We start from the raw sequence: 22,198 nt of genomic DNA, 5'->3' as shown, positions 1-22,198 counted from the left end.
CTTGTGAAGAGCTTATGTGAGGCTCGCGCAGGACTCTAGAGGGTCTCGTGCTTCGGCTGGCGGTGAACCGCCGGTAACCCCGAGGTACTTCAGCGGAACCGGCGCAGCCGCAGACTGTTGGTGACCACGAAGACCGACGAGAAGGCCATGGCCGCGCCGGCGATCATCGGGTTGAGCAGTCCGGCGGCGGCCAGCGGCAGCGCGGCCACGTTGTAGCCGAAGGCCCACACCAGGTTGCCCTTGATCGTGGCCAGCGTCCGCCGGGACAGCCGGATGGCGTCGGCGGCCACCCGCAGGTCCCCGCGCACCAGCGTCAGATCGCCGGCCTCGATCGCCGCGTCCGTGCCGGTGCCCATGGCGAGGCCCAGGTCGGCGGTGGCGAGTGCGGCCGCGTCGTTGACGCCGTCGCCGACCATGGCCACGGCCCGCCCCTCGTGCTGCAGCCGCCGTACGACGTCCACCTTGTCCTCGGGCAGCACCTCGGCGAACACGTCCCCGGCGTCGATGCCGACGGTGCGTGCGACCGCCTCGGCGACCGTGCGGTTGTCCCCGGTGAGCAGCACCGGCCGCAGACCCAGCGTGCGCAGTTCCCGCACCGCCTCGGCGCTGGTCTCCTTGACCGCGTCCGCGACGGCGAGGACCCCGCGGGCCCGCCCGTCCCAGCCGGCCACGACGGCCGTACGGCCCTCCTGCTCGGCCTCGCGTGCCGCGCCGGCCAGCTCCTGGGGCAGCTCGTCGTACAGGCGCCCCACGGCCACCTCACGGCCGTCAACGCGCCCGCGTACGCCCCGCCCGGGGACGTTCTCGAAGTGCTCGACCTCGGGCAGCCTTCCGGCCCGCTCCTCGGCGCCCGCGGCGATCGCGCGGGCGACGGGGTGCTCGGAGGCGTGTTCCAGGGCACCCGCGAGCCGCAGCAGCTCCTTCTCGTCCTCGCCGCCCGCGACGTACACCGCCTGGAGGGTCATCCGGCCGGTGGTGACGGTGCCGGTCTTGTCGAGGACGACCGTGTCGACGCGGCGCGTGGACTCCAGGACCTCGGGACCCTTGATGAGGATGCCGAGCTGGGCGCCGCGGCCGGTGCCGACCATCAGCGCGGTCGGCGTGGCGAGCCCCAGCGCGCAGGGGCAGGCGATGATCAGGACGGCGACGGCGGCGGTGAACGCGGCGACCGTGTCACCGGTGACGCCCAGCCAGACGCCGAAGGTGCCGAGCGCGATGAGGATGACGACCGGGACGAACACCGCCGAGATCCGGTCGGCGAGCCGCTGCACCTCCGCCTTGCCGTTCTGCGCGTTCTCCACCAGCTTCGCCATCCGGGCGAGCTGGGTGTCGGCGCCGACCCGGGTGGCCTCGACGACCAGCCGGCCGCCCGCGTTGACCGTGGCGCCGGTGACCCGGTCGCCGGGCCCCACGTCCACCGGCACCGACTCGCCGGTCAGCATGGACGCGTCGACGGCGGAGACGCCCTCGACCACCGTGCCGTCGGTGGCGATCTTCTCGCCGGGCCGTACGACGAACCGGTCGCCCACGGCCAGATCCGCCACCGGAACCCGCACCTCACCGCCGTCCCGCAGCACCGCCACGTCCTTGGCGCCCAGCTCCATCAGCGCCTTCAGGGCCGCCCCGGCGCGCCGCTTGGAGCGGGCCTCCAGATAGCGGCCGAGCAGGATCAGCGCGACGACTCCGGAGGCGACTTCCAGGTAGATGGTGGAGGTGCCGTCCATCCTCGAGACGGTGAAGCGGAACTCGTCGTGCATGCCGGGCATGCCCGCGTCACCGAAGAACAGGGCCCACAGCGACCAGCCGAACGCGGCCAGCGTGCCCACCGAGACCAGGGTGTCCATGGTGGCGGCGCCGTGCCGGGCGTTGGTCCAGGCGGCCCGGTGGAAGGGCGCGCCGCCCCAGACGACGACGGGCGCGGCGAGGGTCAGCGACAGCCACTGCCAGTTGTCGAACTGCAGCGCCGGGACCATCGCGAGCAGGGCCACGGGCGCGGCGAGCAGCGCGGAGACGAGCAGGCGGTGGCGCAGGGCGCCGAGTCCGGGGTCCTGCCCGGGGGTTTCCGGTGCCGTCTCGGGTTCGGGCTCGGGCGGCGCGGGCTCCTCGGCGGTGTACCCCGTCTTCTCCACGGTGGCGATCAGGTCGGCCACCTGGACGCCCCCGCCGAAGGCGATCCTCGCCTTCTCGGTGGCGAAGTTGACGGTGGCGCTGACGCCCTCCATCCGGTTGAGCTTCCTCTCCACCCGGGCGGCGCAGGAGGCGCAGGTCATCCCGCCGATGAGCAGCTCGACCTCGGAGGTCGTACCCGTTGCTATGGCTGTCTCTGCGGTGGTGCTGGTCATGTCCGGACTCCAGACATCGGACCGGACCGTACGGATCCAGTATGAGCTGGTCGGCACGGCCCGGTCGGGGAAGGGGTGGTGTTCAGGCCTTGCCGGCCAGCTCGAAGCCGGCCTCGTCCACGGCGGCGCGTACGGCCTCGTCGTCCAGCGGGGCGGCGGAGACGACGGTCACCTCGCCGGTCGACGCGACGGCCTTCACCGAGCTGACGCCGGGGATCTGGGAGATCTCACCGGAGACGGAGCCCTCGCAGTGGCCACAGCTCATGCCGGTCACCTTGTAGACGGTGGTGACGGAGCCCGGGGTGTCGGTGTGGGCGGTCATGTCGTTACTCCTCGTCGAGGCGTGTGGGGCCGGTGGGGTCCACGGTGGGAGCCCCACGCTTTCCACACTATACCCCTAGGGGGTATTTCTCCAAGGAGTGTCCCGGCGAGCCAGCGAGCGCGCCCACCCGATGCCCGCCAGGCCCACCAGGGCCAGTCCGCCGACCGAGAACAGCGTGAAGAGGTGCTCCTGCCCGGGGCTCGGCCGGACGAGGTACCCCTGGGTGAACAGCCGCCCCTGTATGCCGGTGCCCGTCAGCCGGGCGACCATCCAGATCGCGATCCCTTGCGTGGAGTCCCACAGGGCGTGCAGCAGGGAGACGCCCAGGCCGGTGCCGATCACCGGCGCGGCGAACCGGAAGTGTCCGTTCAGGCGGCGCCGGGACAGCAGCGCACCCCCGGCGATCGCGGTCCACAGCCCGTGCCCGAAGGGGGCGAGCACCCCGCGCAGGAACTCCGTCTCCAGCAGTGCCCGCAGCTCGATGCCCTCGGCGGAGACGGCCGCGGTGAAGGCGTACCCGACGCTCTCCAGGGCCGCGAAGCCGAAGCCGACGGCCGCGCCGAGCACCAGTCCGGCGCGCAGTCCGCGGATGCCCGGCTGCCGGCGCAGCACGAACGCCAGCGCCGCGAGCTTGGCCGCCTCCTCGATCAGGCCGGCCCCGACGAACATCCCGGGGGAGGGGCGCAGCAGATACGACCCCGTCAGCGAGGCCCCGAGCGCACCGAGGGCCCCGCCCGCCAGGAAGCAGCCGAGGACCGCGCTGACGCCCAGGTCGCGGCCGTGCCGCTCGTACGCCCACAGCACGAAGGCGACCGGTACGAGAAAGCCGCCGAGCAGGATCAGTGTGGGCAGCAGTGCGCCGTTCCGCGTCTCGTACGTGACCCACGCCGTCAGTGCCCACACGGCGAACCCGCCGCCGAGGCAGCGCCGCCACAGGCCGGCGGGGATGCGGGGGTACGGCGGTGGGGGCTGCTGCGGGCCGGGTATGCGGGCCTTGGGTGTGCCGGGAGGCGGGGAGTGGCTCACGGGGGTCCCCTCGGACGGCTGCTGGGCGATTTATCCGCACTCTAGGCAGATGTGCCGGGTGTCGCAGTCCGGGTGATTGCCGGGGTCACCGCTCGGGGCCGCCTCCGGCGTCACCCGCGGCCGGGCCGGTCACCCACCAGTGGTTCCAGATAGCGGATCAGGACGTCCTTGATCTCCTGGGCATAGGCCGCCCGCTCGGCGCCGTCGTGGGCGAGGACCAGCTCCAGGCCGGCCTTGTAGACACCGAGGCAGACATGCGCCGTGCGGGTGACGTCGGCCGGGGCGGCGCCGGGCATGAGCGAGGCGAGCAGGCCCTCGATCCGGCCGAGCACGGTGGTGTGCAGCTGGTCGTGCTGCTCGGCCATCCGGCCCGGGACGTCGGGGCCGTGCATCAGCGCGAAGAAGACCGGGTGCTCGGTGTTGAAGGTGATGAACCGGTCGACGGCGGACCCGATGGCCTGCTCCAGCGGGGTGGCCGGGTCGACGGGGCCCAGCGCCTCGCCGTAGGCCGCCCGCATCTCGTGGACGAGCCGGTCGCCCAGCTCGATCGCGATCGCCTCCTTGTTCGGGAAGAACTGGTAGAGCGTGCCCGGCGAGACGCCGGCCTCGCGGGCGATGGCGTTGGTGCTGGCGGAGGTGTAGCCGGTGGTGCAGAAGACCCGGGCGGCCGCTTCGAGCAGCTGGGCGATACGGCGCTCCCCGCGGGCCTGCCGGCGGCGCGGCTGCTCCTTCTCCCGCGGCTGCTCCTTCTCCGAGGTGTCGGACACGCGTGATCCCCAGCTCTCCAAAGGTCATTGACAAACGCGAGTGGTCGCTCGCATTCTGGAGAAACGCGAGCGATCTCTCGTGTTTGCCAGTTTATGGCAACGACTCCTCCGTGCCGCCTGTCCGTGCGGGCACGGTCGTGGTGAAGGGGACACCGCAAGATGACCGAAGTCAACACGCCACCGCGGACACGGGAGGGGGCGCCGCAAGAGGCGCCGCCCCGGACCGGCCGCTACACCCGCCTCGTCACCGCGCGCCCCCGCCTGTCACTGCTGGTGGCCCTGCTGCTCACCGCGCTCGCCGTGCTGGCCGGCGGCGGCGTCGCGGACCGTCTGAGCAGCGGAGGCTGGGAGGACCCGGCCGCCGAGTCGACGTACGCGGCCAAGGCGCTGGAGCGCGAGTTCCCCGACTCCCAGCCGAATCTCCTGCTCCTGGTCGACTCGGGCCGCGCCTCGGTCGACGATCCGGCGGTCGCCGCCGAGGCCCGCGACCTGGCCGGCCGGCTGGCGGGCGAGAAAGGCGTGACCGGCGTCGGCTCCTACTGGCAGAGCAGGTCACCGGCCCTGCGCGCCAAGGACGGCCACGAGGCGCTGATCGCCGCCCGCATCACCGGCGACGAGACCGCGATGGGCAGGACGCTCGACCGCCTCGCGCCCCACTACCGGGGCACGCACGGCCCGGTCCGGGTGAAACTCGGCGGCATCGTCGCCGTCCGGCACGAGATGCAGACGATCATCAAGGAGGACCTGACCCGCGCCGAGCTGATCGCCCTGCCGATCACCCTCGTGCTGCTCGTGATGGTCTTCGGCAGCGCCGTCGCCGCCCTGCTGCCGCTCGGCGTCGGCATCGTCGCCATCCTCGGCACCAACGCCGTCCTGCGCGGACTGACGGCCTTCACGGACGTCTCCGTCTTCGCCCTGAACCTCACCACGGCCCTCGGGCTCGGCCTGGCCATCGACTACGCCCTGTTCATCGTCCGCCGCTACCGCGAGGAACTGTCCGCGGGCGCCGGCCCGTTGACCGCGGTCGGCGCGACCCTGCGCACGGCCGGGCGCACGGTGCTCTTCTCCGCCCTCACGGTGGCGGTGTCCCTGGCCGCCATGATGGTCTTCCCGCAATACTTCCTGCGGTCCTTCGCCTACGCCGGCATCGCCGTGGTCCTGCTCGCCGCGGCCGCCGCCCTGGTCCTGCTGCCGGCCGCACTGGTCCTGCTCGGCCACCGGGTCAACTCCCTGGACCTGCGCCGCCTGCTGCGCCGGCACCGCGGTCCGAAGCCCGCCGAGGGGGCGGCCTGGGCACGGACCGCCGGCCTGGTGATGCGCCGCGCCCCGCTCTTCGCGCTCGGCACCACCGTCCTGCTGGTCACCCTCGGACTCCCCTTCCTGGGCGTGAGGTTCGGCACCGCCGACGACCGCCAGCTGCCCTCGGCCGCCGAGTCCCACATGGTGCAGGAGCACATCCGGGAGGGTTTCCCGGGCAGCCCCGGCGGTGGTCTGGAGGTCCTTGCCGAGGGCAGGGCCACCGAGTCCCAGTACGCCGCGTACAAGCAGCAGGTGGCCGCCCTGCCCGAGGTGGTCCGTGTCGACGGGCCACTGGTCAGGGGAGACTCCGCCTACTTCACGGTGCAGCCGAAGGGAGAGGCCGTGGACGAGGCGGCCCAGCACCTGGTCGGCGATCTGCGCGCGCTGCACACCCCCTTCGACACCAAGGTGACCGGCACGGCCGCCGTCCTCGTCGACACCAAGCACGCGATAGCCCAGCGCCTGCCCTGGGCGGCCGTGTTCATCGCCGTCGTCACCCTCCTGCTGGTCTTCCTGCTCACCGGAAGCGTGCTGATACCCGTGCAGGCCGTGGTGCTCAACGCGCTCAGTCTGACCGCGATGTTCGGCGCCGTGGTCTGGGTCTTCCAGGACGGCCATCTGTCCGGCGCCCTCGGCTTCACCAGCTCCGGTTCCATCGAGACCACCCTTCCGGTGCTGATGTTCTGCGTGGCCTTCGGGCTCTCCATGGACTACGGCGTGTTCCTGCTCTCCCGCATCAAGGAGGAGTACGACCGCACGGGCGACCACGACGCGGCGGTACGGCACGGACTGCAGCGCACGGGTGGACTGATCACCGCGGCGGCGGTCATCCTCGCGGTGGTGATGGTCGCGATCGGCACGTCCCGGGTGACCAACACGAAGATGCTCGGCCTGGGCATCGCGCTCGCCGTGCTGATGGACGCGATGGTCGTCCGGAGCTTGCTGGTACCGGCGATCATGCGGTTGACGGGCAGGGCCACGTGGTGGGCGCCGGGGCCGTTGCGGCGCCTCCATGAACGGTTCGGTCTGAGTGAGGGCGGCGAAGACGCGCCCCACAGGAGCGCGGGGCTGCACTGAATACGCGGCTACCGCCGTGCGCGGACACCGGCCTCCGCCGAAACGACTGGCGCGGCTGGACGGGGGGGCACGACCCGGAGTCCACGCCGCACCTGCCCGGCCTGCGCCGCGGGCGGCCGGCAGGTGTGCGCACGCCGGCCCCGGCCGGGCTGCCACCACCAGGGCTCCTTCGCCGAGCACGTGGCGCTCGATCACGCCGGCGCCACCCTGGTGGTGATCCCGGACGGCATGGCGTGCTCCACCGCGGCCGCCCTCGGCTGGATCAGTCCGGTCGACGGCCGCGGTTGCCGGGTCGGGAGGCGGCCCAGGCGCGGACGGTGTCGGCGTACCAGTAGGGCTTGCCGCTCTCCACATGGTCGGGCGGGGGGAGCAGCCCGTGCTTGCGATAGGACCGTACGGTGTCCGGCTGCACTCTGATGTGCGCCGCGATCTCCTTGCACGACCAGAGCCTTTGGTCGGTCATGAGTTGCACCTCCCTGCGCGCGCCGCAGCGGCGACCGGGGGGCGGTCGTCGGGGGAGCCGGGCGCTGCGCTGGCGATCACCAAGCCTGTGTCCGGTGAACGACACGGAGTGACTGGAGGACAGCGCCTGTCGAGACGGTGTGACGCACAACCGGCGTACATGTGACATGCGTGACACACACGCGGTGTTTGTGACACAGCCGCCACAAAGGCGTACGCCGGGGGCAACGGCGGGTCGCGTTGACTTCGTGGCGGTCCGTGGGCGTCCGGACCGGCCGTCGAGGGCCGTCGGCCGATGACGGGCCGGGTCTGCTGCGTCAGACCCGGCCCGCCGGCTTCCCCGCGTCCTCCGGCGGCCACTTCCCCCGGGGGGAGGACCTCCTGGACCCGTCCCCCCGGCCGCCGAAGGCCCCCGCTTCCCACGGGCCCCCGAAGGCCGGACGATCAGCGTGTCAGGACCTGCCCGCGCGGGTCTTGGAAAAAAGCGCACCGCGGCCGGAGGCGAGAAGCAGGCTGGTCGGCTCGCCCGCCAGCCGGTCGGTCACCGCGTCCGCAGCCGGCAGCCGCCGGGCCGCCAGGAACTCCCCCGGGGTGCAGCCCGTCAGGTTCTTGAAGTCGCCGCTGAAGTGCGCCTGGTCGTAGTAGCCGCACATCGCCGCGGTCTCCGCCTGCCCGTGCCCCGCGGCCAGCAACCGCCGCGCCCGCTGCAGTCGCAGTACCCGGCCGGCCGCCTTCGGGGGCAGACCGATCTGTTCCCGGAAGCGGTTCTCCAGGTGACGTACGCTCCAGCCCACCTCCTCGGCCAGCCGGGGCACCGGGACCGTGCCGGCGCTGCGCCGCAGCAGCGACCAGGCGTGCACCGCCCGCTCGGACACGGGCGCACCCGGGCGGAGCCGCTCCAGCAACACCCGGTCGAGCAGAGCGAACCGCTCCGGCCAGCCGGGCAAGACGGCCAGTGCTCCGGCCAGTTGGGCGAGGTCCGAGTCCAACTCGTCCAGACCGGCCGACCGGTTGGCGAGTTCGTGCTGCTCCACGCCGAACAGGGCGAAGGCGGTCCACGGTTCCAGCAGCACCTCGATCCCGGACAGCCGGCCGCCGTGCTCGCCGAGGGCGGGGGTGGTGGTCAGCCCGTTGACCACGGAGACGAGCGAAACCGGGGCCCGCCCTGCCCGGCTGATGCGCACCGGCTGCTCGAAGCCCAGCAGCAGCGTGGCGGCTCCGATCGGCGTCTCCAGCCGACGGCGTGGCCGATTGAGGGCCATGCGTATCCCGCGATAGCTGATCACCCCGGGCCGCAGCGCCGGATGGGGCCAAGCGGGCACGATCTCCCACACGCCGCCATGCTACGAGCGGCACGCCAACTTCCGCAGGGCGGCGGGGAACTGCGCGAGAAACCGCGAACAACCGGTACGCCCGCACCCTCGGAACCTGGCACCCCACGAGGCGCTCTTGGGCGGTCCCCTCGGCGGGTACCGCGGGTCGTCCGATCCGGATGCGGGACAGCGGGGAAGAGGGTGACACTGGTCCGAATGTCTGGACAAAACATTGACAGGGCTCGGCATGCGGGACTACAAAGCCGGGGAGAGCCATGACGAAGGGAAGCCGATGGCCTACGACCTGATCACCATGGGGCGGATCGGAGTGGACCTCTACCCGCTGCAGACCGGTGTCCCGCTCGCCCAGGTGTCGTCCTTCGGCAAGTTCCTCGGCGGGTCGGCGACGAACGTCGCGGTCGCCGCGGCCCGGCTCGGCCGGCACACGGCCGTGATCACCCGTACGGGCGACGACCCGTTCGGCGCCTATCTGCACGAGGCGCTGCGCGGTTTCGGCGTCGACGACCGCTGGGTGACCCCGGTCCCCGGACTGCCGACCCCGGTCACCTTCTGCGAGGTCTTCCCGCCGGACGACTTCCCGCTCTACTTCTACCGGCAGCCCAAGGCGCCCGACCTGGAGATCGACGCCCACGACCTGGACCTCGACGCCATCCACGAGGCCCGTGTCTTCTGGGTCACCGGTACCGGCCTGAGCGAGGAACCCAGCCGTACGGCCACCCTCGCGGCCCTCGCCCACCGGGCGAAGGCGGGCACGACGGTCTTCGATCTCGACTGGCGGCCCATGTTCTGGACCCACCCCGACGAGGCCCGCCCCTTCTACGCCGAGGCCCTGAGGCACACGACCGTCGCCGTCGGGAACCTGGACGAGGTGGAGGTCGCCACCGGCGTGCGCGACCCGCATGCGGCGGCCCGGGCGCTCCTCCGGGCCGGCGTCGAGATCGCCGTCGTCAAGCAGGGACCGAAGGGTGTGCTCGCCCTCAGCCGCGACGGCGACTCGGCCGAGGTCCCGCCCCTGCCCGTCGACGTCCTCAACGGCCTCGGCGCCGGAGACGCTTTCGGCGGCTCCCTCTGCCACGGCCTCCTCGAGGGCTGGGACCTGGAGAGGATCATGCGGTACGCCAACGCGGCCGGTGCCATCGTCGCCTCCCGCCTGGAGTGCTCCTCCGCGATGCCCACCCCGGACGAGGTGGCCGCCGCGCTCGACGCCGGAGCGGTGCTGTGAGGGCCGGTCGTGTCGCGGGCACGCACACCGAGGGCGGGGCGGGCCCCGACGCCACCGCGACCCCCCGCCGCGAGGGCGCCGCGGGCTCGGCGCGGTCCCTCGTCGACGTGGCCGAACTCGTCCGCGTCCGCACCCACCATCCCGAGGCGATCGCCGAGGCCGCCGTCCGCCGGGCCCGGCGCCCGCTGCTGAACGACAACGGCAGGCTGATGATCGTCGCCGCCGACCACCCGGCCCGCGGCGCCCTCGGCGTCGGCGACCGCAGGCTCGCCATGGCCAACCGCGCCGACCTGCTCGGACGCCTCTGCCTGGCGCTGAGCCGCCCCGGGGTCGACGGCGTCCTCGCCACCGCCGACATCCTGGACGACCTGCTGCTGCTCGGCGCCCTCGACCACAAGGTGGTCATGGGCTCCATGAACCGGGGCGGACTGCAGGGGGCCAGCTTCGAACTGGACGACCGCTTCACCGGGCACCGCCCCGAGGACATCCAGCGGCTCGGCTTCGACGCGGGCAAGCTGCTGCTGCGCATCGACTACGACGACCCCGGCTCCCTGACCACCCTGGAGTCCACCGCCCGCGCCATCGACGAGATGGCCGCGCGCCGGCTGCCGGTCTTCGTCGAGCCGTTCATCAGCCGCCGCACCCCCGAGGGGCAGGTGCGCAACGACCTGTCCGCCGACGCGGTCACCAAGTCCATCGCCATCGCCTCCGGCCTCGGCGGCTCCTCCGCCTACACCTGGCTGAAGGTGCCGGTCACCGAGAACCCCGACGACATGGCCCGCGTGATGGAGACCTCCACACTCCCGGCCGTGCTCCTCGGAGGCGATGTCGGAGGCGACCAGGAGAAGGCGTACGAGAAGTGGCGCGGCGCGCTGCAACTCCCCACCGTGCGCGGCCTGGTGGTCGGCCGCTCACTGCTGTACCCGGCGGACGGCGACGTGGCCGCCGCCGTGGACACCGCCGTAGGACTGCTGTGAGGGCCGCATGACCAGCACCGACCTGCACCTGCCCCGGGGCGCCACCGCGAACGCCCGGTACGCCGTCGACATCGACCCCAAGCGGGCCGGCTGGACACACAGCAGCCTGCGTGTCGTGGAGCTGACACCGGACGGTACGCATACGTTCACCACGGGGGACGGTGAATGGATCGTGCTTCCGTTGCAAGGCGGATGTACCGTACAAATTGAGACCGCATCAGCTGAGCGGTGCGAGTTCCAACTCCTGGGCCGGGAAAGCGTGTTCGCGGACGTCTCCGACTTCGCGTACGCGCCCCGGGACGCCCGGGTCCAGATCGCCTCCGGCGCGGGAGGCCGCTTCGCCCTGGCAGGAGCGAAGTGCGAGCGACGACTCCCCGCCCGCTACGGCCCCGCGCCGGAGGTCCCCGTCGAGGAGCGCGGCAGCGGCAGGTGCGCCCGCCGGGTGCGCAACTTCGCCTCCGCCGACTCCTTCGAGTGCGACAAGCTGATCGCCGTCGAGGTGGTCACCCCGGGCGGCAACTGGTCCTCGTACCCGCCGCACAAGCACGACGAGCACCGGCCGGGCGAGGAGTCCGAGCTGGAGGAGATCTACTACTTCGAGATAGGGGGCCCGAACGGTCTCGGCTATCAGCGGGTGTTCCCCTCGCGCGAGGGCGGCTCGGACGTCCTCGCCGAGGTCCGCTCCGGCGACGCCGTCCTCGTCCCCGACGGATGGCACGGCCCGTCCATCGCCCAGCCCGGGCACGACATGTACTACCTGAACGTCATGGCGGGTCCGGGCGAGACCCGGGAGTGGCGGATCTGCTTCCACCCCGACCACGGAGAAAGCACAGGGGGCTACCGATGACGACGACCCGGCTGACCGTCGCGCAGGCGCTGGTCCGTTTCCTCGCCGCCCAGTACACCGAACGCGACGGTGCGCGGCAGCGGCTGATCGGCGCCACCTGGGGCATCTTCGGCCACGGCAATGTCGCGGGGATCGGCCAGGCGCTGATCGAGTACGCGGACGTGATGCCGTACCACCAGGGCCGCAACGAGCAGTCCATGGTGCACGCGGCCGTCGGCTACGCCCGCCAGTCGAACCGTCTGTCCACGCACGCGGTGACGACGTCGATCGGCCCCGGTGCGACCAACCTGGTCACGGGCGCCGCCCTGGCGACCGTCAACCATCTGCCGGTGCTGCTCCTGCCCGGCGACGTCTTCGCCACCCGCCCCGCCGACCCGGTCCTGCAGCAGCTGGAGCTGCCGTACGCGGGTGACGTGTCGGTCAACGACACCCTGCGCCCGGTGTCGAAGTACTTCGACCGCATCACCCGGCCGGAGGCGCTGATCCCGTCGGCCCTCCAGGCCGTGCGGGTCCTGACCGACCCGGTGGAAACGGGCGCGGTCACCCTCGCGATGCCGCAGGACGTGCAGGCGGAGGCCTTCGACTGGCCGGAGGAGTTCTTCGCCGAGCGCGTGTGGACCGTACGACGGCCGGGCGCGGACCCGGCCGAGCTGGCCGAGGCGGTGCGGGCCATCCGCGCGGCGCGCAGGCCCCTGGTCATCGCGGGCGGCGGTGTCCACCACAGCCGGGCCGAGAGGGCTCTCGCCGAGTTCGCCTCGGCCACCCGGATCCCGGTCGCCTCCACCCAGGCCGGCAAGGGCTCCCTGCGTCACGACCATCCGCAGGACGTCGGCGGGGTCGGCCACACCGGCACCGCGACCGCCGACGAGCTGGCCCGCACGGCGGACCTGGTGATCGGCGTCGGCACCCGGTACACCGACTTCACCACGGCCTCCGGCACCCTCTTCGAGAACCCGGACGTCCGTTTCCTCAACCTCAACATCGCGCCCTTCGACGGCCACAAGCTGGCCGGACTCCCGCTGATCGCGGACGCCCGCAGCGGCCTGGAGGAGCTGACCGAGCGGCTGCAGATGCACGGCCACCGGGTCGCCGACTCCTACGTCACCGGGTACACCGAGGACAAGGAGCGCTGGGAGCGGCGCGTCGACGCCTGCTTCGAGGCCGGGGAGATCGACGTCCGGCCGAGCCAGCCGCAGGTCGTCGGCGCCCTGGACGCCCTGGTGGACGAGTCGGACATCATCGTCAACGCGGCCGGCTCGCTCCCGGGCGACCTGCACAAGTTGTGGCGGGCGCGGTCGTACGACCAGTACCACCTGGAGTACGGCTACTCCTGCATGGGCTACGAGATCCCGGCCGCGCTCGGCGTGAAGCTGGCCGCGCCCGAGCGGAACGTGTGGGCGCTGGTCGGTGACGGCACGTATCTGATGATGCCGACGGAGATCGTGACCGCCGTCCAGGAGGGGATCGCGATCAAGATCCTGCTGGTGCAGAACCACGGGTACGCGTCCATCGGCGGGCTCTCGGAGGCGGTGGGCGGCGAGCGGTTCGGCACCGCGTACCGCTACACCTCCGGCGACGGCACCTTCACCGGCGCCCCGCTGCCCGTGGACCTGGCCGCGAACGCGGCCAGCCTCGGCATGCGGGTGCTGCGCGCGAAGACCGTACGGGACCTGCGCGAGGCGCTCGCCGAGGCGCGGGCCGCCGACACTCCCACATGTGTCTACGTGGAGACCGAAACGTCCGACACTGTGTCGGGCGCGCCCCCGGCGCAGGCCTGGTGGGATGTTCCTGTGGCCGAGACCGCGACCCGACCGTCGGCGGTCAAGGCACGTGAGCTGTACGAACGGCACGTCTCGACCCGACGCCGCCATCTGTAAGAAGGAGTCTCTGGGCATGACGAAGATCGTCAACCACTGGATCGGCGGGAAGACCGCCGAAGGCGCGTCGGGTACGTACGGGCCGGTCACCGACCCGGCCACCGGCGCGGTCACCACGAAGGTCGCGTTCGCGTCGGTCGAGGAGGTGGACGCGGCGGTAGCCGCCGCCAAGGACGCCTTCACGACCTGGGGTCAGTCCTCGCTGGCCCAGCGGACCACCATCCTCTTCCGGTTCCGGGCGCTGCTGGACGCCCACCGCGACGAGATCGCCGAGCTGATCACCGCCGAGCACGGCAAGGTGCACTCGGACGCGCTCGGCGAGGTGGCGCGCGGCCTGGAGATCGTCGACCTGGCCTGCGGCATCAACGTGCAGCTGAAGGGCGAGCTGTCGACGCAGGTCGCGAGCCGCGTGGACGTCTCCTCCATCCGCCAGCCGCTCGGTGTCGTCGCCGGCATCACGCCGTTCAACTTCCCGGCGATGGTCCCGATGTGGATGTTCCCGATCGCCATCGCGACCGGCAACACCTTCGTGCTGAAGCCGTCCGAGAAGGACCCCTCGGCCTCCGTCAAGATCGCCGAGCTGCTGTCGGAGGCCGGTCTGCCGGACGGCGTCTTCAACGTCGTGCACGGCGACAAGGTGGCCGTCGACCGCCTCCTGGAGCACCCGGACGTCAAGGCCGTCTCCTTCGTCGGCTCGACCCCGATCGCCCGCTACATCCACACCACCGCCTCCGCCGCCGGCAAGCGGGTGCAGGCCCTGGGCGGCGCCAAGAACCACATGCTGGTGCTGCCGGACGCCGACCTGGACGCGGCGGCCGACGCCGCGGTGTCCGCCGCCTACGGCTCCGCGGGCGAGCGCTGCATGGCCATCTCCGCGGTCGTGGCCGTGGGCGCGATCGGTGACACGCTGGTGGAGAAGATCCGCGAGCGCGCCGAGAAGATCAAGATCGGTCCGGGCAACGACCCGGCGTCCGAGATGGGCCCGCTGATCACCGCCGCCCACCGCGACAAGGTGGCCTCGTACGTCTCCGGCGCCGCGGCCGAGGGCGCCGAGGTCGTGCTCGACGGCACCGGTTACACCGTCGAGGGCTTCGAGGACGGCCACTGGATCGGCATCTCGCTGCTGGACAAGGTGCCGACCAGCGCCAAGGCCTACCAGGACGAGATCTTCGGCCCGGTGCTGTGCGTGCTGCGCGTGGACACCTACGAGGAGGGTGTGGCCCTCATCAACGCCTCGCCGTTCGGCAACGGCACCGCGATCTTCACCCGGGACGGCGGCGCGGCCCGCCGCTTCCAGCTGGAGATCGAGGCGGGCATGGTCGGCGTGAACGTCCCGATCCCGGTCCCCGTCGGCTACCACTCCTTCGGCGGCTGGAAGGACTCGCTCTTCGGCGACCACCACATCTACGGCAACGACGGCACGCACTTCTACACCCGCGGCAAGGTCGTCACCACCCGCTGGCCCGACCCGGCCGACGCCCCGGCGGGCGTGGACCTGGGCTTCCCGCGCAACCACTGAGGGCCCCGAACCCTCTGTCAGGCCGTCCGGATTCCGGACGGCCTGACATTTTTTTGACCCGCCGGCTTCGGTTCCCGTTTACAGGGGATGAAACGGGTGGCTAAGGGATTCTCGGCATCTCACCTTTGAAAACAAGGTCACTTTGCCATGAGGCTTGATGGATGCCCCCATTGGGCGTCGCGACCTACGAATCTGATGTGGCGTGAGTGCCGTCGGAAGTGCGGATTCCGAAGGTAAACGGCCATTGACGCAGCGGTTTTCGTCGGGGTTCTCTAGGCAGCGCCGGGAGCGGACGAGTGCACGTACGACGATCCGCCGGAGGCGATAGCGCTCCCGTCCCCCAACCCTCAGCCACACGAGTCGATCGGAACCGCCGCATGACCGACACGCTCCGCCCTGTCGACACAGCCGTCGCAGACGCTTCTGACAGCCCTCAGAAGCTCAAGCGTTCGATCGGAGTCGTCGGCGGCACTCTGCTCACTCTCTCGTGCGTCACGCCCGCCTCCACGCTCTTCGTGATCGTGCCCGACCTGTTCGCCAGCCTGGGCACCGCGACGGCACTCTGTATCGCCATCGGCGCACTGCTCTGCATCCCCGTGGCGTTCTGCTACTCGGAGCTGGGCACCCTCATCCCCAGCGCGGGCGGCGAGTACGCCATCGTCTCCACCCTGGCCGGACGGCTCGCCGGCTGGCTGGCCTTCGTGATGTCGCTGCTCGTCGTGATGATCGTCCCTCCGGTCATCGCGATGGGCACCGCGGACTACCTCGCCCCGGTCATCCACCTCGACCCCGCCTTCACGGGCGCCGGCGTGATGATCGCGGCCACCCTCGCCGGTCTGCTGGACCTGCGCGCCAACGCCTGGATCACCGGCATCTTCCTGGTCCTGGAGGTCGTCGCGGCCGGTGTGGTGGCCGTGCTCGGCTTCAGCCACCCGCACCGCGGGGTGAGCAGCCTCGGCTCGCTGCAGGCCGCCGGTGAACACGCGCACGTCAACCCCGTCACGGCCATGATGGTCGTCTCCGGGCTCGCCATCGCCCTCTTCGTCACCCAGGGCTTCTCCACCGCCGTCTACCTCTCCGAGGAACTGGAGAACCCGCGCCGCAACGTCGCCCGTACCGTCCTCGCGACGCTCGCCATCTCCAGCGTGGTCATCCTGGTGCCGGTCGCCGCGATCACCGTGGGCGCCGGTGACCTGAAGACCCTGACCGGCGGTGACATCTCCAGCATGGTCATCGCCTGGAGCAACTCGGCCGTCGGCACCTTCGTCAGCCTGTGCGTCGCCCTCGCGATCATCAACGCGGGCATCGTCATGGTCATCCAGAACTCCCGCGTCCTGTTCGCCTCCGCCCGCGACAAGGCCTGGCCCTCGCCGGTCAACAGGGCCCTGGCGAAGCTGGGCCGGTTCGGCTCCCCGTGGGTCGCCACCCTCGTCGTCGGCGTCCCCGGTGCCTTCCTCTGCTTCGTCAACCTCGACACGCTCTACGGCGTCACCGGGGTCGCCGTCACCGGCCTGTACCTGCTGGTCGCGGTCGCCGCGCTGCTCGCCCGCCGCGGGGCGCACGGCGGCAGGCAGGCCTGGCGGATGCCGCTGTGGCCGGCCATGCCGGCCCTGCTGATCGCGGTCCTCGTCTACATCCTGGTCGAGCAGGACCCGACGTACCTGTGGTGGACCGGCGGCATCACCGCCGTCGCCACCCTGTACTGGGCCTTCTACCTCCGCCCGCGCCGCGGGACCCGCTGGCTGGTGTCCCTCCCGGAGGACGTCCAGCTCGCCGAGGAGGCGGCGGCGTAAGGCCGCCGTACCACGCCTGGTGTACGCCGGGCCCGCCCCGTACTCCCCGGGGAGGGCCCGGCGTTCAGCCCATCGGCTTCCTCCGCCGTCCGTGGCGGCCCGTACCGTTGAGGCATGGATCTTCGGGTGCCCCCGCTGCGGGATCTGCTCAAGGGGCCGCGCCGGCTCGTCGTCGCCGCGGCCGCCTTCGTGGTGCTGGCCGGCGCCGGGACATGGACGGCGGCCGTCGCCTCCGACGACCCGCCCGCGGTGCGCGAGAGCGAGCAGGTCATGGCGGTGGACGGCGTCCGCCTGGACACGTCGTTCTTCACCCCGGCCACCGCCGGACGGCACCCCGCCGTCCTGCTGGCGCACGGCTTCGGCGGCAGCAAGGACGACCTGCGCGAGCAGGCCGAGGACCTCGCCCGGGACGGCTACGCGGTCCTGACCTGGTCCGCGCGCGGCTTCGGCAGGTCCACCGGGAAGATCGGGCTCAACGACCCGAAGGGCGAGGTCGCCGACGTCTCCCGGCTCATCGACTGGCTGGCGAAGCGGCCCCAGGTCCAGCTCGACAGACCGGGCGACCCGCGCGTGGGCATGGCCGGCGGCTCCTACGGCGGCGCCGTCTCGCTGCTCGCCGCGGGATACGACCACCGGGTCGACGCCATCGCCCCGGCCATCACCTACTGGAACCTCGCGGACGCCCTGTTCCCGAACGGCGTCTTCAAGAAGCTGTGGGCCGGGGTCTTCTTCAACACCGGCGGCGGCTGCGCCCGCTTCGAGACCGCGCTGTGCCGGATGTACGACCGGGTCGCCGAGTCCGGCACCCCGGACCCGGCCGCCCGCGCGATGCTCGAGGCCCGCTCTCCGTCCGCCGTCGGCTCCCGCATCAAGGTGCCCACGCTGCTCGTGCAGGGCCAGACGGACTCCCTGTTCACCCTCGCCCAGTCCGACGCCGCCGAGAAGGCGATCCGGGCGAACGGCGCCCCCGTGGACGTCGACTGGATCGCGGGCGGCCATGACGGCGGCGACATGGAGAGCGGCCGGAGCCAGGCGCGCGTGCGTGCCTGGTTCGACCGGTATCTCAAGGGCGCCGAGCACACCGGCACCGGCCCGGCCTTCCGGATCACCCGCACCGGAGGCGTGAACTCCACCGACGGCACGGCCCAGCTGCGCGGCGCGAGCGCCGCCGCCTACCCCGGCCTGCGCGACCACCCACGCGGCATCGCCCTGACCGGCGGCACCCAGCACCTCACCAACCCGGCCGGCGCCAGCCCGCCCGGTGTCTCCGCGCTGCCCGGCCTCGGCGGCCCGGGCGGACTGAGCCAGCTGTCCGCGCTCGGGCTCGGTGTCTCCCTCGACTTCCCCGGTCAGTACGCGAAGTTCGACTCCGCGCCGCTCAGCCGCGACCTGCAGATCACCGGCACCCCGACCGCGACCGTCCACCTCACCTCGACCAGCGACGACGCCGTCCTGTTCGGCAAGGTCTACGACGTCGGCCCCGACGGCACCCAGCAGGTGCTGCCCTCCCAGCTCGTCGCCCCCTTCCGGGTGACCGGAGCCCAGGCCGGCAAGGACGTCTCACTCACCCTCCCGGCGATCGACCACGAGGTCCAGAAGGGTCACCGGCTCCGCCTGGTCCTCGCCTCCACCGACCTCGGCTACGCCTCACCGGCCGCCCCGGCCACCTACACCGTCTCCCTCAGGAGCGACCTGAGCGTGCCGACGGCCCCGGCCGTCACCACCGCCGCGGCGCCCCTGCCCGCCTGGGTGTGGTGGCTGCCGGTGGCCGCGGCGGGGGCCGCGCTCGCCCTGCTGCTCACCGCCCGCCGCCGTACGGCCGGCCCCGCGCCCGACCCCGGGCTGGCCGACGTCCCGCTGGTGATCAGGGACTTGAGCAAGCGGTACGCGAAGTCCGCCGACCGGTACGCGGTGCGTGAGCTGTCCTTCCGCGTCGAGAAGGGCCAGGTGCTCGGCCTGCTCGGACCCAACGGCGCGGGCAAGACCACCACCCTGCGCATGCTGATGGGCCTGATCACCCCGGACGCCGGCGAGATCCGCGTCTTCGGTCACGCCGTCCGGCCCGGCGCGCCCGTGCTGTCGAGGGTCGGCGCCTTCGTGGAGGGCGCGGGCTTCCTGCCGCATCTGTCCGGCCGGGCGAACCTGGAGCTGTACTGGCAGGCCACCGGCCGTCCGCCGGAGGACGCCCACCTGGACGAGGCCCTGCGGATCGCCGGGCTCGGCGACGCGCTCGCCCGCGCGGTGCGCACCTACTCGCAGGGCATGCGCCAGCGGCTCGCCATCGCCCAGGCCATGCTCGGCCTGCCCGACCTGCTCATCCTCGACGAGCCCACCAACGGCCTCGACCCGCCCCAGATCCGCGAGATGCGCGAGGTGATGATCCGCTACGCGGCCGGCGGCCGTACGGTGATCGTCTCCAGCCATCTCCTCGCCGAGGTCGAGCAGTCCTGCACGCATCTGGTGGTCATGGACCGCGGCCGGCTCCTCCAGGCCGGCCCGGTCGGCGAGATCACCGGCTCCGGCGGCACCCTGCTCGTCGGCACCGCCGGCCCGGTGGAGGACCCGGTCGTGGAGAAGGTCGCCGCGCTGCCCGGCGTCGCCTCCGCGGTGCGCACCGACGACGGACTGCTGGTCCGGCTCGAACCCGGCGGCACGGCCGAGCGGCTGGTCCCGGAGCTGGTGCGGCTGGAGGTGCCCGTCGCCTCGGTCGGCCCGCACCGCCGCCTGGAAGACGCCTTCCTCACCCTGATCGGAGGTTCCGCATGAGCACGCTCACCGAGGTCGCCTCCGGTTACCGGACGCGGCACACCCTGCCCCTGCGGGTCGAGCTGGTCCGCCAGCTCAAGCGGCGCCGCACCCTGGTCATGGGCGCGATCCTCACGCTCCTGCCGTTCGTGCTGCTGATCGCCTTCGCCGTCGGCGGTGACCCGGGCGGCCGGAACAACCGGATCACCCTGATGGACACGGCCACCGCGTCCGGCGCCAACTTCGCCGCCGTGAACCTGTTCGTCTCGGCCGGCTTCCTGCTGGTCATCCCGGTCGCGCTGTTCTGCGGGGACACGGTCGCCTCGGAGGCGAGCTGGTCCTCCCTGCGTTATCTGCTCGCAGCCCCCGTGCCGCGGGCCCGGCTGCTGTGGTCCAAGCTGGTCGTGGCGCTCGGGCTGAGTCTCGCCGCGATGATCCTGCTCCCGGTGGTCGCCCTCGCCGCCGGTACGGCGGCCTACGGCTGGGGCCCGCTGCAGATCCCCACCGGTGGCGCGCTGGACCCGGGCACGGCGCTGCAGCGCCTGGTGGTGACCGTGGCGTACGTCTTCGTGTCCCAGCTGGTCACCGCGGGGCTCGCGTTCTGGCTGTCGACGAAGACCGACGCCCCGCTCGGCGCGGTCGGCGGTGCGGTCGGCCTGACCATCGTCGGCAATGTCCTGGACGCCGTCACCGCCCTCGGCCACTGGCGTGACTTCCTGCCCGCGCACTGGCAGTTCGCCTGGGCCGACACCGTGCAGCCACACCCCGAGTGGACCGGCATGATCCAGGGGACGGCGATCTCCCTGAGTTACGCACTCGTGCTCATCGCCCTGGCCTTCCGCGGGTTCGCCCGCAAGGACGTGGTGTCATAACTTTCCCGCGAATTTCCCATGCTTGAAGCACCATACGATCAATCGATTCGCCGACCAGATGTGAATACCTCTGTATAAATCCCGGGAATGCGCTCCTTCACTCCCATGGCATTCATGCGTATGGAGTAGTGCGTCGCTTTTGGCGGACTGCGGACTGCTATGTTCTGCGTCTGTCGGATCAGAGGTAACTTCAAGTGAGGTGAATCATGAAGAAGGCAGTTTTCACAACTGCGGCATTGGCGATCGGCGCGAGTCTCGTGGGTGGCTCCGCCGTCGCCGCGTCGGCCGCCGGCAAGGCGCCCGCTCGCGAAACGACCGGTCCGCTCGGCCTCATGTCCCAGACCGATGTCACTCCGGCGCTCGTGCCCGCGGCCGACACCGTGATGCGAGTGGCCAAGCAGGGCAGCCTTACCAAGGGCAGCGCGTTCGACGAGAGCCAGGCGTCGTCGGTCACCGGCAAGAACAAGGCCGCGAAAATCTCCGGCGTATACCTGGACGGTATGGGGCGCAGCACCAACAAGAAGCCCGCGATTCCGGTGAAGAATCCGCTCGGAACCGGATCCGTTCAGCTCCACCCGTTGAACGGGCCGACCAGTGCCGGGGTCGGTAGCCTCCTCAATCAGGGGTGACGCGGAAACCGTCAGGAGTCGGCGTGGCCAGGATTCTGACACTCTGATCCGGTTCCCTCGTCGGAGACCCGACACCGCAGTGCCGCGCACCCACCCCGGCGCCGATGTCGTGCCGCACATCCGCCTCAAGCCTGTCCGGCCCACTGGATTCCTCCTTGCCAGTGGGCCGGACGCATGTCGGCGCTGACGCAGGACCCGTGCAGCCCGAATGAATCGGCGCACGGCTGCCGTTCCGCCATCCGGTGGAATCCGCCCGGTATGCCCGGTGTCCGCGTGACTTTTCGCCACATATTTCGGTTTCTTGCTATGTAAGCGCGGCTTACCGTGAATCCAGGAAGGAACCGAGTTGACCAGGAAGTTCGCGGTCGTCACTGCACTCGCCCTTAGCGCGCTCTGCGGCAGCGCCGGCGTTGCCTCCGCCCATTCGAACACGACCAACGTCACTGGTGGTGACGGCTTTTCGGAGTCCCCGGTCGTCGTGAACGCCCCTCAGCAGGGGGTGGTTGTCGTCAACGGCGCGCTCATCGACGGCCGCTGCATCGCGCCGTGGTCCAACGGCGCCGTCGGCGTCCTCGGCGGCGCCGCCACCATCGTGCCGAATTCGCACTACGCCGCCTGCAACACAGCGCCGGTCGACCAGTCGCAGAGGGCCGCTTACCAGGGCGGCCTGCTCTTCTGACCCCTGCTTCGAGTCATTCCGAGCAGGTGAACCCCCTCGCAGTCCGGAAAGGACACTCCATGCGTAACAAGGTTACGGCCATCTCCGCCCTCGCCGCGGGCGTCGTCCTCGCGGCCGCCGGCACTGCCGCAGCCGACAACTGCACGACGGTCACCGGCGGCAACGGCTTCTCGTCATCCCCCGTTGTCGTGAACGCCCCGCAGCAGGGGGCCGTCGTCTCCAACGGCACGCTCGTCGACCTGCGCTGCGTCGCGCCCTGGTCCAACGGTGCCGTCGGTGTCCTCGGCGGCGCCGCGACCATCGTGCCGAACTCGCACTACGCCGCCTGCAACACCGCGGGCGTCGACCAGTCGCAGCGTGCCGCGTACACGGGCGGCCTGCTCTTCTGAGCCCCCTTCATGCTCCGAAC

Annotated in this window: 18 protein-coding genes; 12 read left to right on the top strand and 6 right to left on the bottom strand. The window is 71.7% G+C overall.

Annotated elements, in window-relative coordinates; genetic code table 11:
- Positions 1-89: 89 nt before the first annotated feature.
- From ACZ7GZ_RS04380 to ACZ7GZ_RS04365, 4 genes are all read right to left on the bottom strand, one after another.
- The gene (locus ACZ7GZ_RS04380) at positions 90-2,342 is read right to left on the bottom strand and encodes a heavy metal translocating P-type ATPase (protein ID WP_471020857.1); all 2,253 of its coding nucleotides are present in this window, start codon (positions 2,340-2,342) and stop codon (positions 90-92) included.
- A gap of 82 nt (positions 2,343-2,424) precedes the next feature.
- Positions 2,425-2,664 (bottom strand): heavy-metal-associated domain-containing protein, encoded by a 240-nt coding sequence (locus ACZ7GZ_RS04375; RefSeq protein ID WP_471020856.1) that lies wholly within the window; start codon positions 2,662-2,664, stop codon positions 2,425-2,427.
- A 75-nt stretch (positions 2,665-2,739) separates the two neighbouring features.
- The gene (locus tag ACZ7GZ_RS04370; protein ID WP_471020855.1) at positions 2,740-3,690 is read right to left on the bottom strand and encodes a PrsW family glutamic-type intramembrane protease; all 951 of its coding nucleotides are present in this window, start codon (positions 3,688-3,690) and stop codon (positions 2,740-2,742) included.
- 110 nt (positions 3,691-3,800) lie between these two features.
- Positions 3,801-4,457: a TetR/AcrR family transcriptional regulator gene (locus tag ACZ7GZ_RS04365; protein WP_471020854.1), complete on the bottom strand. Its 657-nt coding sequence runs from the start codon at positions 4,455-4,457 to the stop codon at positions 3,801-3,803.
- A gap of 159 nt (positions 4,458-4,616) precedes the next feature.
- Here ACZ7GZ_RS04365 and ACZ7GZ_RS04360 point away from each other — a divergent pair, with 159 nt between their 5' ends.
- Positions 4,617-6,833: an MMPL family transporter gene (locus ACZ7GZ_RS04360; RefSeq protein WP_471020853.1), complete on the top strand. Its 2,217-nt coding sequence runs from the start codon at positions 4,617-4,619 to the stop codon at positions 6,831-6,833.
- 262 nt (positions 6,834-7,095) lie between these two features.
- Here ACZ7GZ_RS04360 and ACZ7GZ_RS04355 read toward each other — a convergent pair whose 3' ends face one another.
- Positions 7,096-7,296 carry a helix-turn-helix transcriptional regulator gene (locus ACZ7GZ_RS04355; protein WP_471020852.1) on the bottom strand — a complete coding sequence of 67 codons (201 nt, stop codon included), beginning with the start codon at positions 7,294-7,296 and terminating at the stop codon, positions 7,096-7,098.
- Positions 7,297-7,747: 451 nt separating this feature from the next.
- On the bottom strand, positions 7,748-8,557 hold the full coding sequence (locus ACZ7GZ_RS04350) for a helix-turn-helix domain-containing protein (protein WP_471021236.1): 810 nt from the start codon (positions 8,555-8,557) through the stop codon (positions 7,748-7,750).
- Between the two features lie 343 nt (positions 8,558-8,900).
- On the opposite strand from ACZ7GZ_RS04350, the gene iolC reads away from it, so the two are divergent.
- The 11 genes from iolC to ACZ7GZ_RS04295 all read left to right on the top strand — a co-directional run bounded on the left by iolC (position 8,901) and on the right by ACZ7GZ_RS04295 (position 22,178).
- On the top strand, positions 8,901-9,851 hold the full coding sequence (iolC, locus tag ACZ7GZ_RS04345; protein ID WP_471021235.1) for a 5-dehydro-2-deoxygluconokinase: 951 nt from the start codon (positions 8,901-8,903) through the stop codon (positions 9,849-9,851).
- Positions 9,852-9,958: 107 nt separating this feature from the next.
- Entirely contained in the window at positions 9,959-10,828 is an 870-nt protein-coding gene (locus ACZ7GZ_RS04340) for a Cgl0159 family (beta/alpha)8-fold protein (RefSeq protein ID WP_471021234.1), read from the top strand.
- 7 nt (positions 10,829-10,835) lie between these two features.
- On the top strand, positions 10,836-11,675 hold the full coding sequence (iolB, locus tag ACZ7GZ_RS04335; protein WP_471020849.1) for a 5-deoxy-glucuronate isomerase: 840 nt from the start codon (positions 10,836-10,838) through the stop codon (positions 11,673-11,675).
- Positions 11,672-13,552 carry a 3D-(3,5/4)-trihydroxycyclohexane-1,2-dione acylhydrolase (decyclizing) gene (gene iolD, locus ACZ7GZ_RS04330; protein WP_471020848.1) on the top strand — a complete coding sequence of 627 codons (1,881 nt, stop codon included), beginning with the start codon at positions 11,672-11,674 and terminating at the stop codon, positions 13,550-13,552. Before iolB ends, iolD begins: the two co-directional genes overlap by 4 nt.
- 16 nt (positions 13,553-13,568) lie before the next feature.
- Positions 13,569-15,071, top strand: a complete 1,503-nt coding sequence (gene mmsA / locus ACZ7GZ_RS04325; RefSeq protein WP_471020847.1) for a CoA-acylating methylmalonate-semialdehyde dehydrogenase — start codon at positions 13,569-13,571, stop codon at positions 15,069-15,071.
- A 377-nt stretch (positions 15,072-15,448) separates the two neighbouring features.
- The gene (locus ACZ7GZ_RS04320; protein ID WP_471020846.1) at positions 15,449-16,864 is read left to right on the top strand and encodes an APC family permease; all 1,416 of its coding nucleotides are present in this window, start codon (positions 15,449-15,451) and stop codon (positions 16,862-16,864) included.
- Positions 16,865-16,978: 114 nt separating this feature from the next.
- Complete coding sequence (locus tag ACZ7GZ_RS04315; RefSeq protein ID WP_471020845.1) at positions 16,979-19,630, top strand: CocE/NonD family hydrolase; 2,652 nt, start codon at positions 16,979-16,981, stop codon at positions 19,628-19,630.
- Entirely contained in the window at positions 19,627-20,481 is an 855-nt protein-coding gene (locus tag ACZ7GZ_RS04310) for an ABC transporter permease (RefSeq protein WP_471020842.1), read from the top strand. Before ACZ7GZ_RS04315 ends, ACZ7GZ_RS04310 begins: the two co-directional genes overlap by 4 nt.
- 206 nt (positions 20,482-20,687) lie before the next feature.
- Complete coding sequence (locus ACZ7GZ_RS04305) at positions 20,688-21,110, top strand: hypothetical protein (protein WP_363214022.1); 423 nt, start codon at positions 20,688-20,690, stop codon at positions 21,108-21,110.
- A 346-nt stretch (positions 21,111-21,456) separates the two neighbouring features.
- Entirely contained in the window at positions 21,457-21,789 is a 333-nt protein-coding gene (locus tag ACZ7GZ_RS04300) for a hypothetical protein (RefSeq protein ID WP_471020840.1), read from the top strand.
- Between the two features lie 59 nt (positions 21,790-21,848).
- Complete coding sequence (locus ACZ7GZ_RS04295) at positions 21,849-22,178, top strand: hypothetical protein (protein ID WP_471020838.1); 330 nt, start codon at positions 21,849-21,851, stop codon at positions 22,176-22,178.
- The last annotated feature ends 20 nt before the right edge of the window (positions 22,179-22,198 follow it).

Source organism: Streptomyces sp. NPDC037288 (assembly GCF_055603265.1).
Note: the sequence above shows the minus strand (reverse complement) of the source record. Positions and strands in the feature narration are given on the sequence as shown.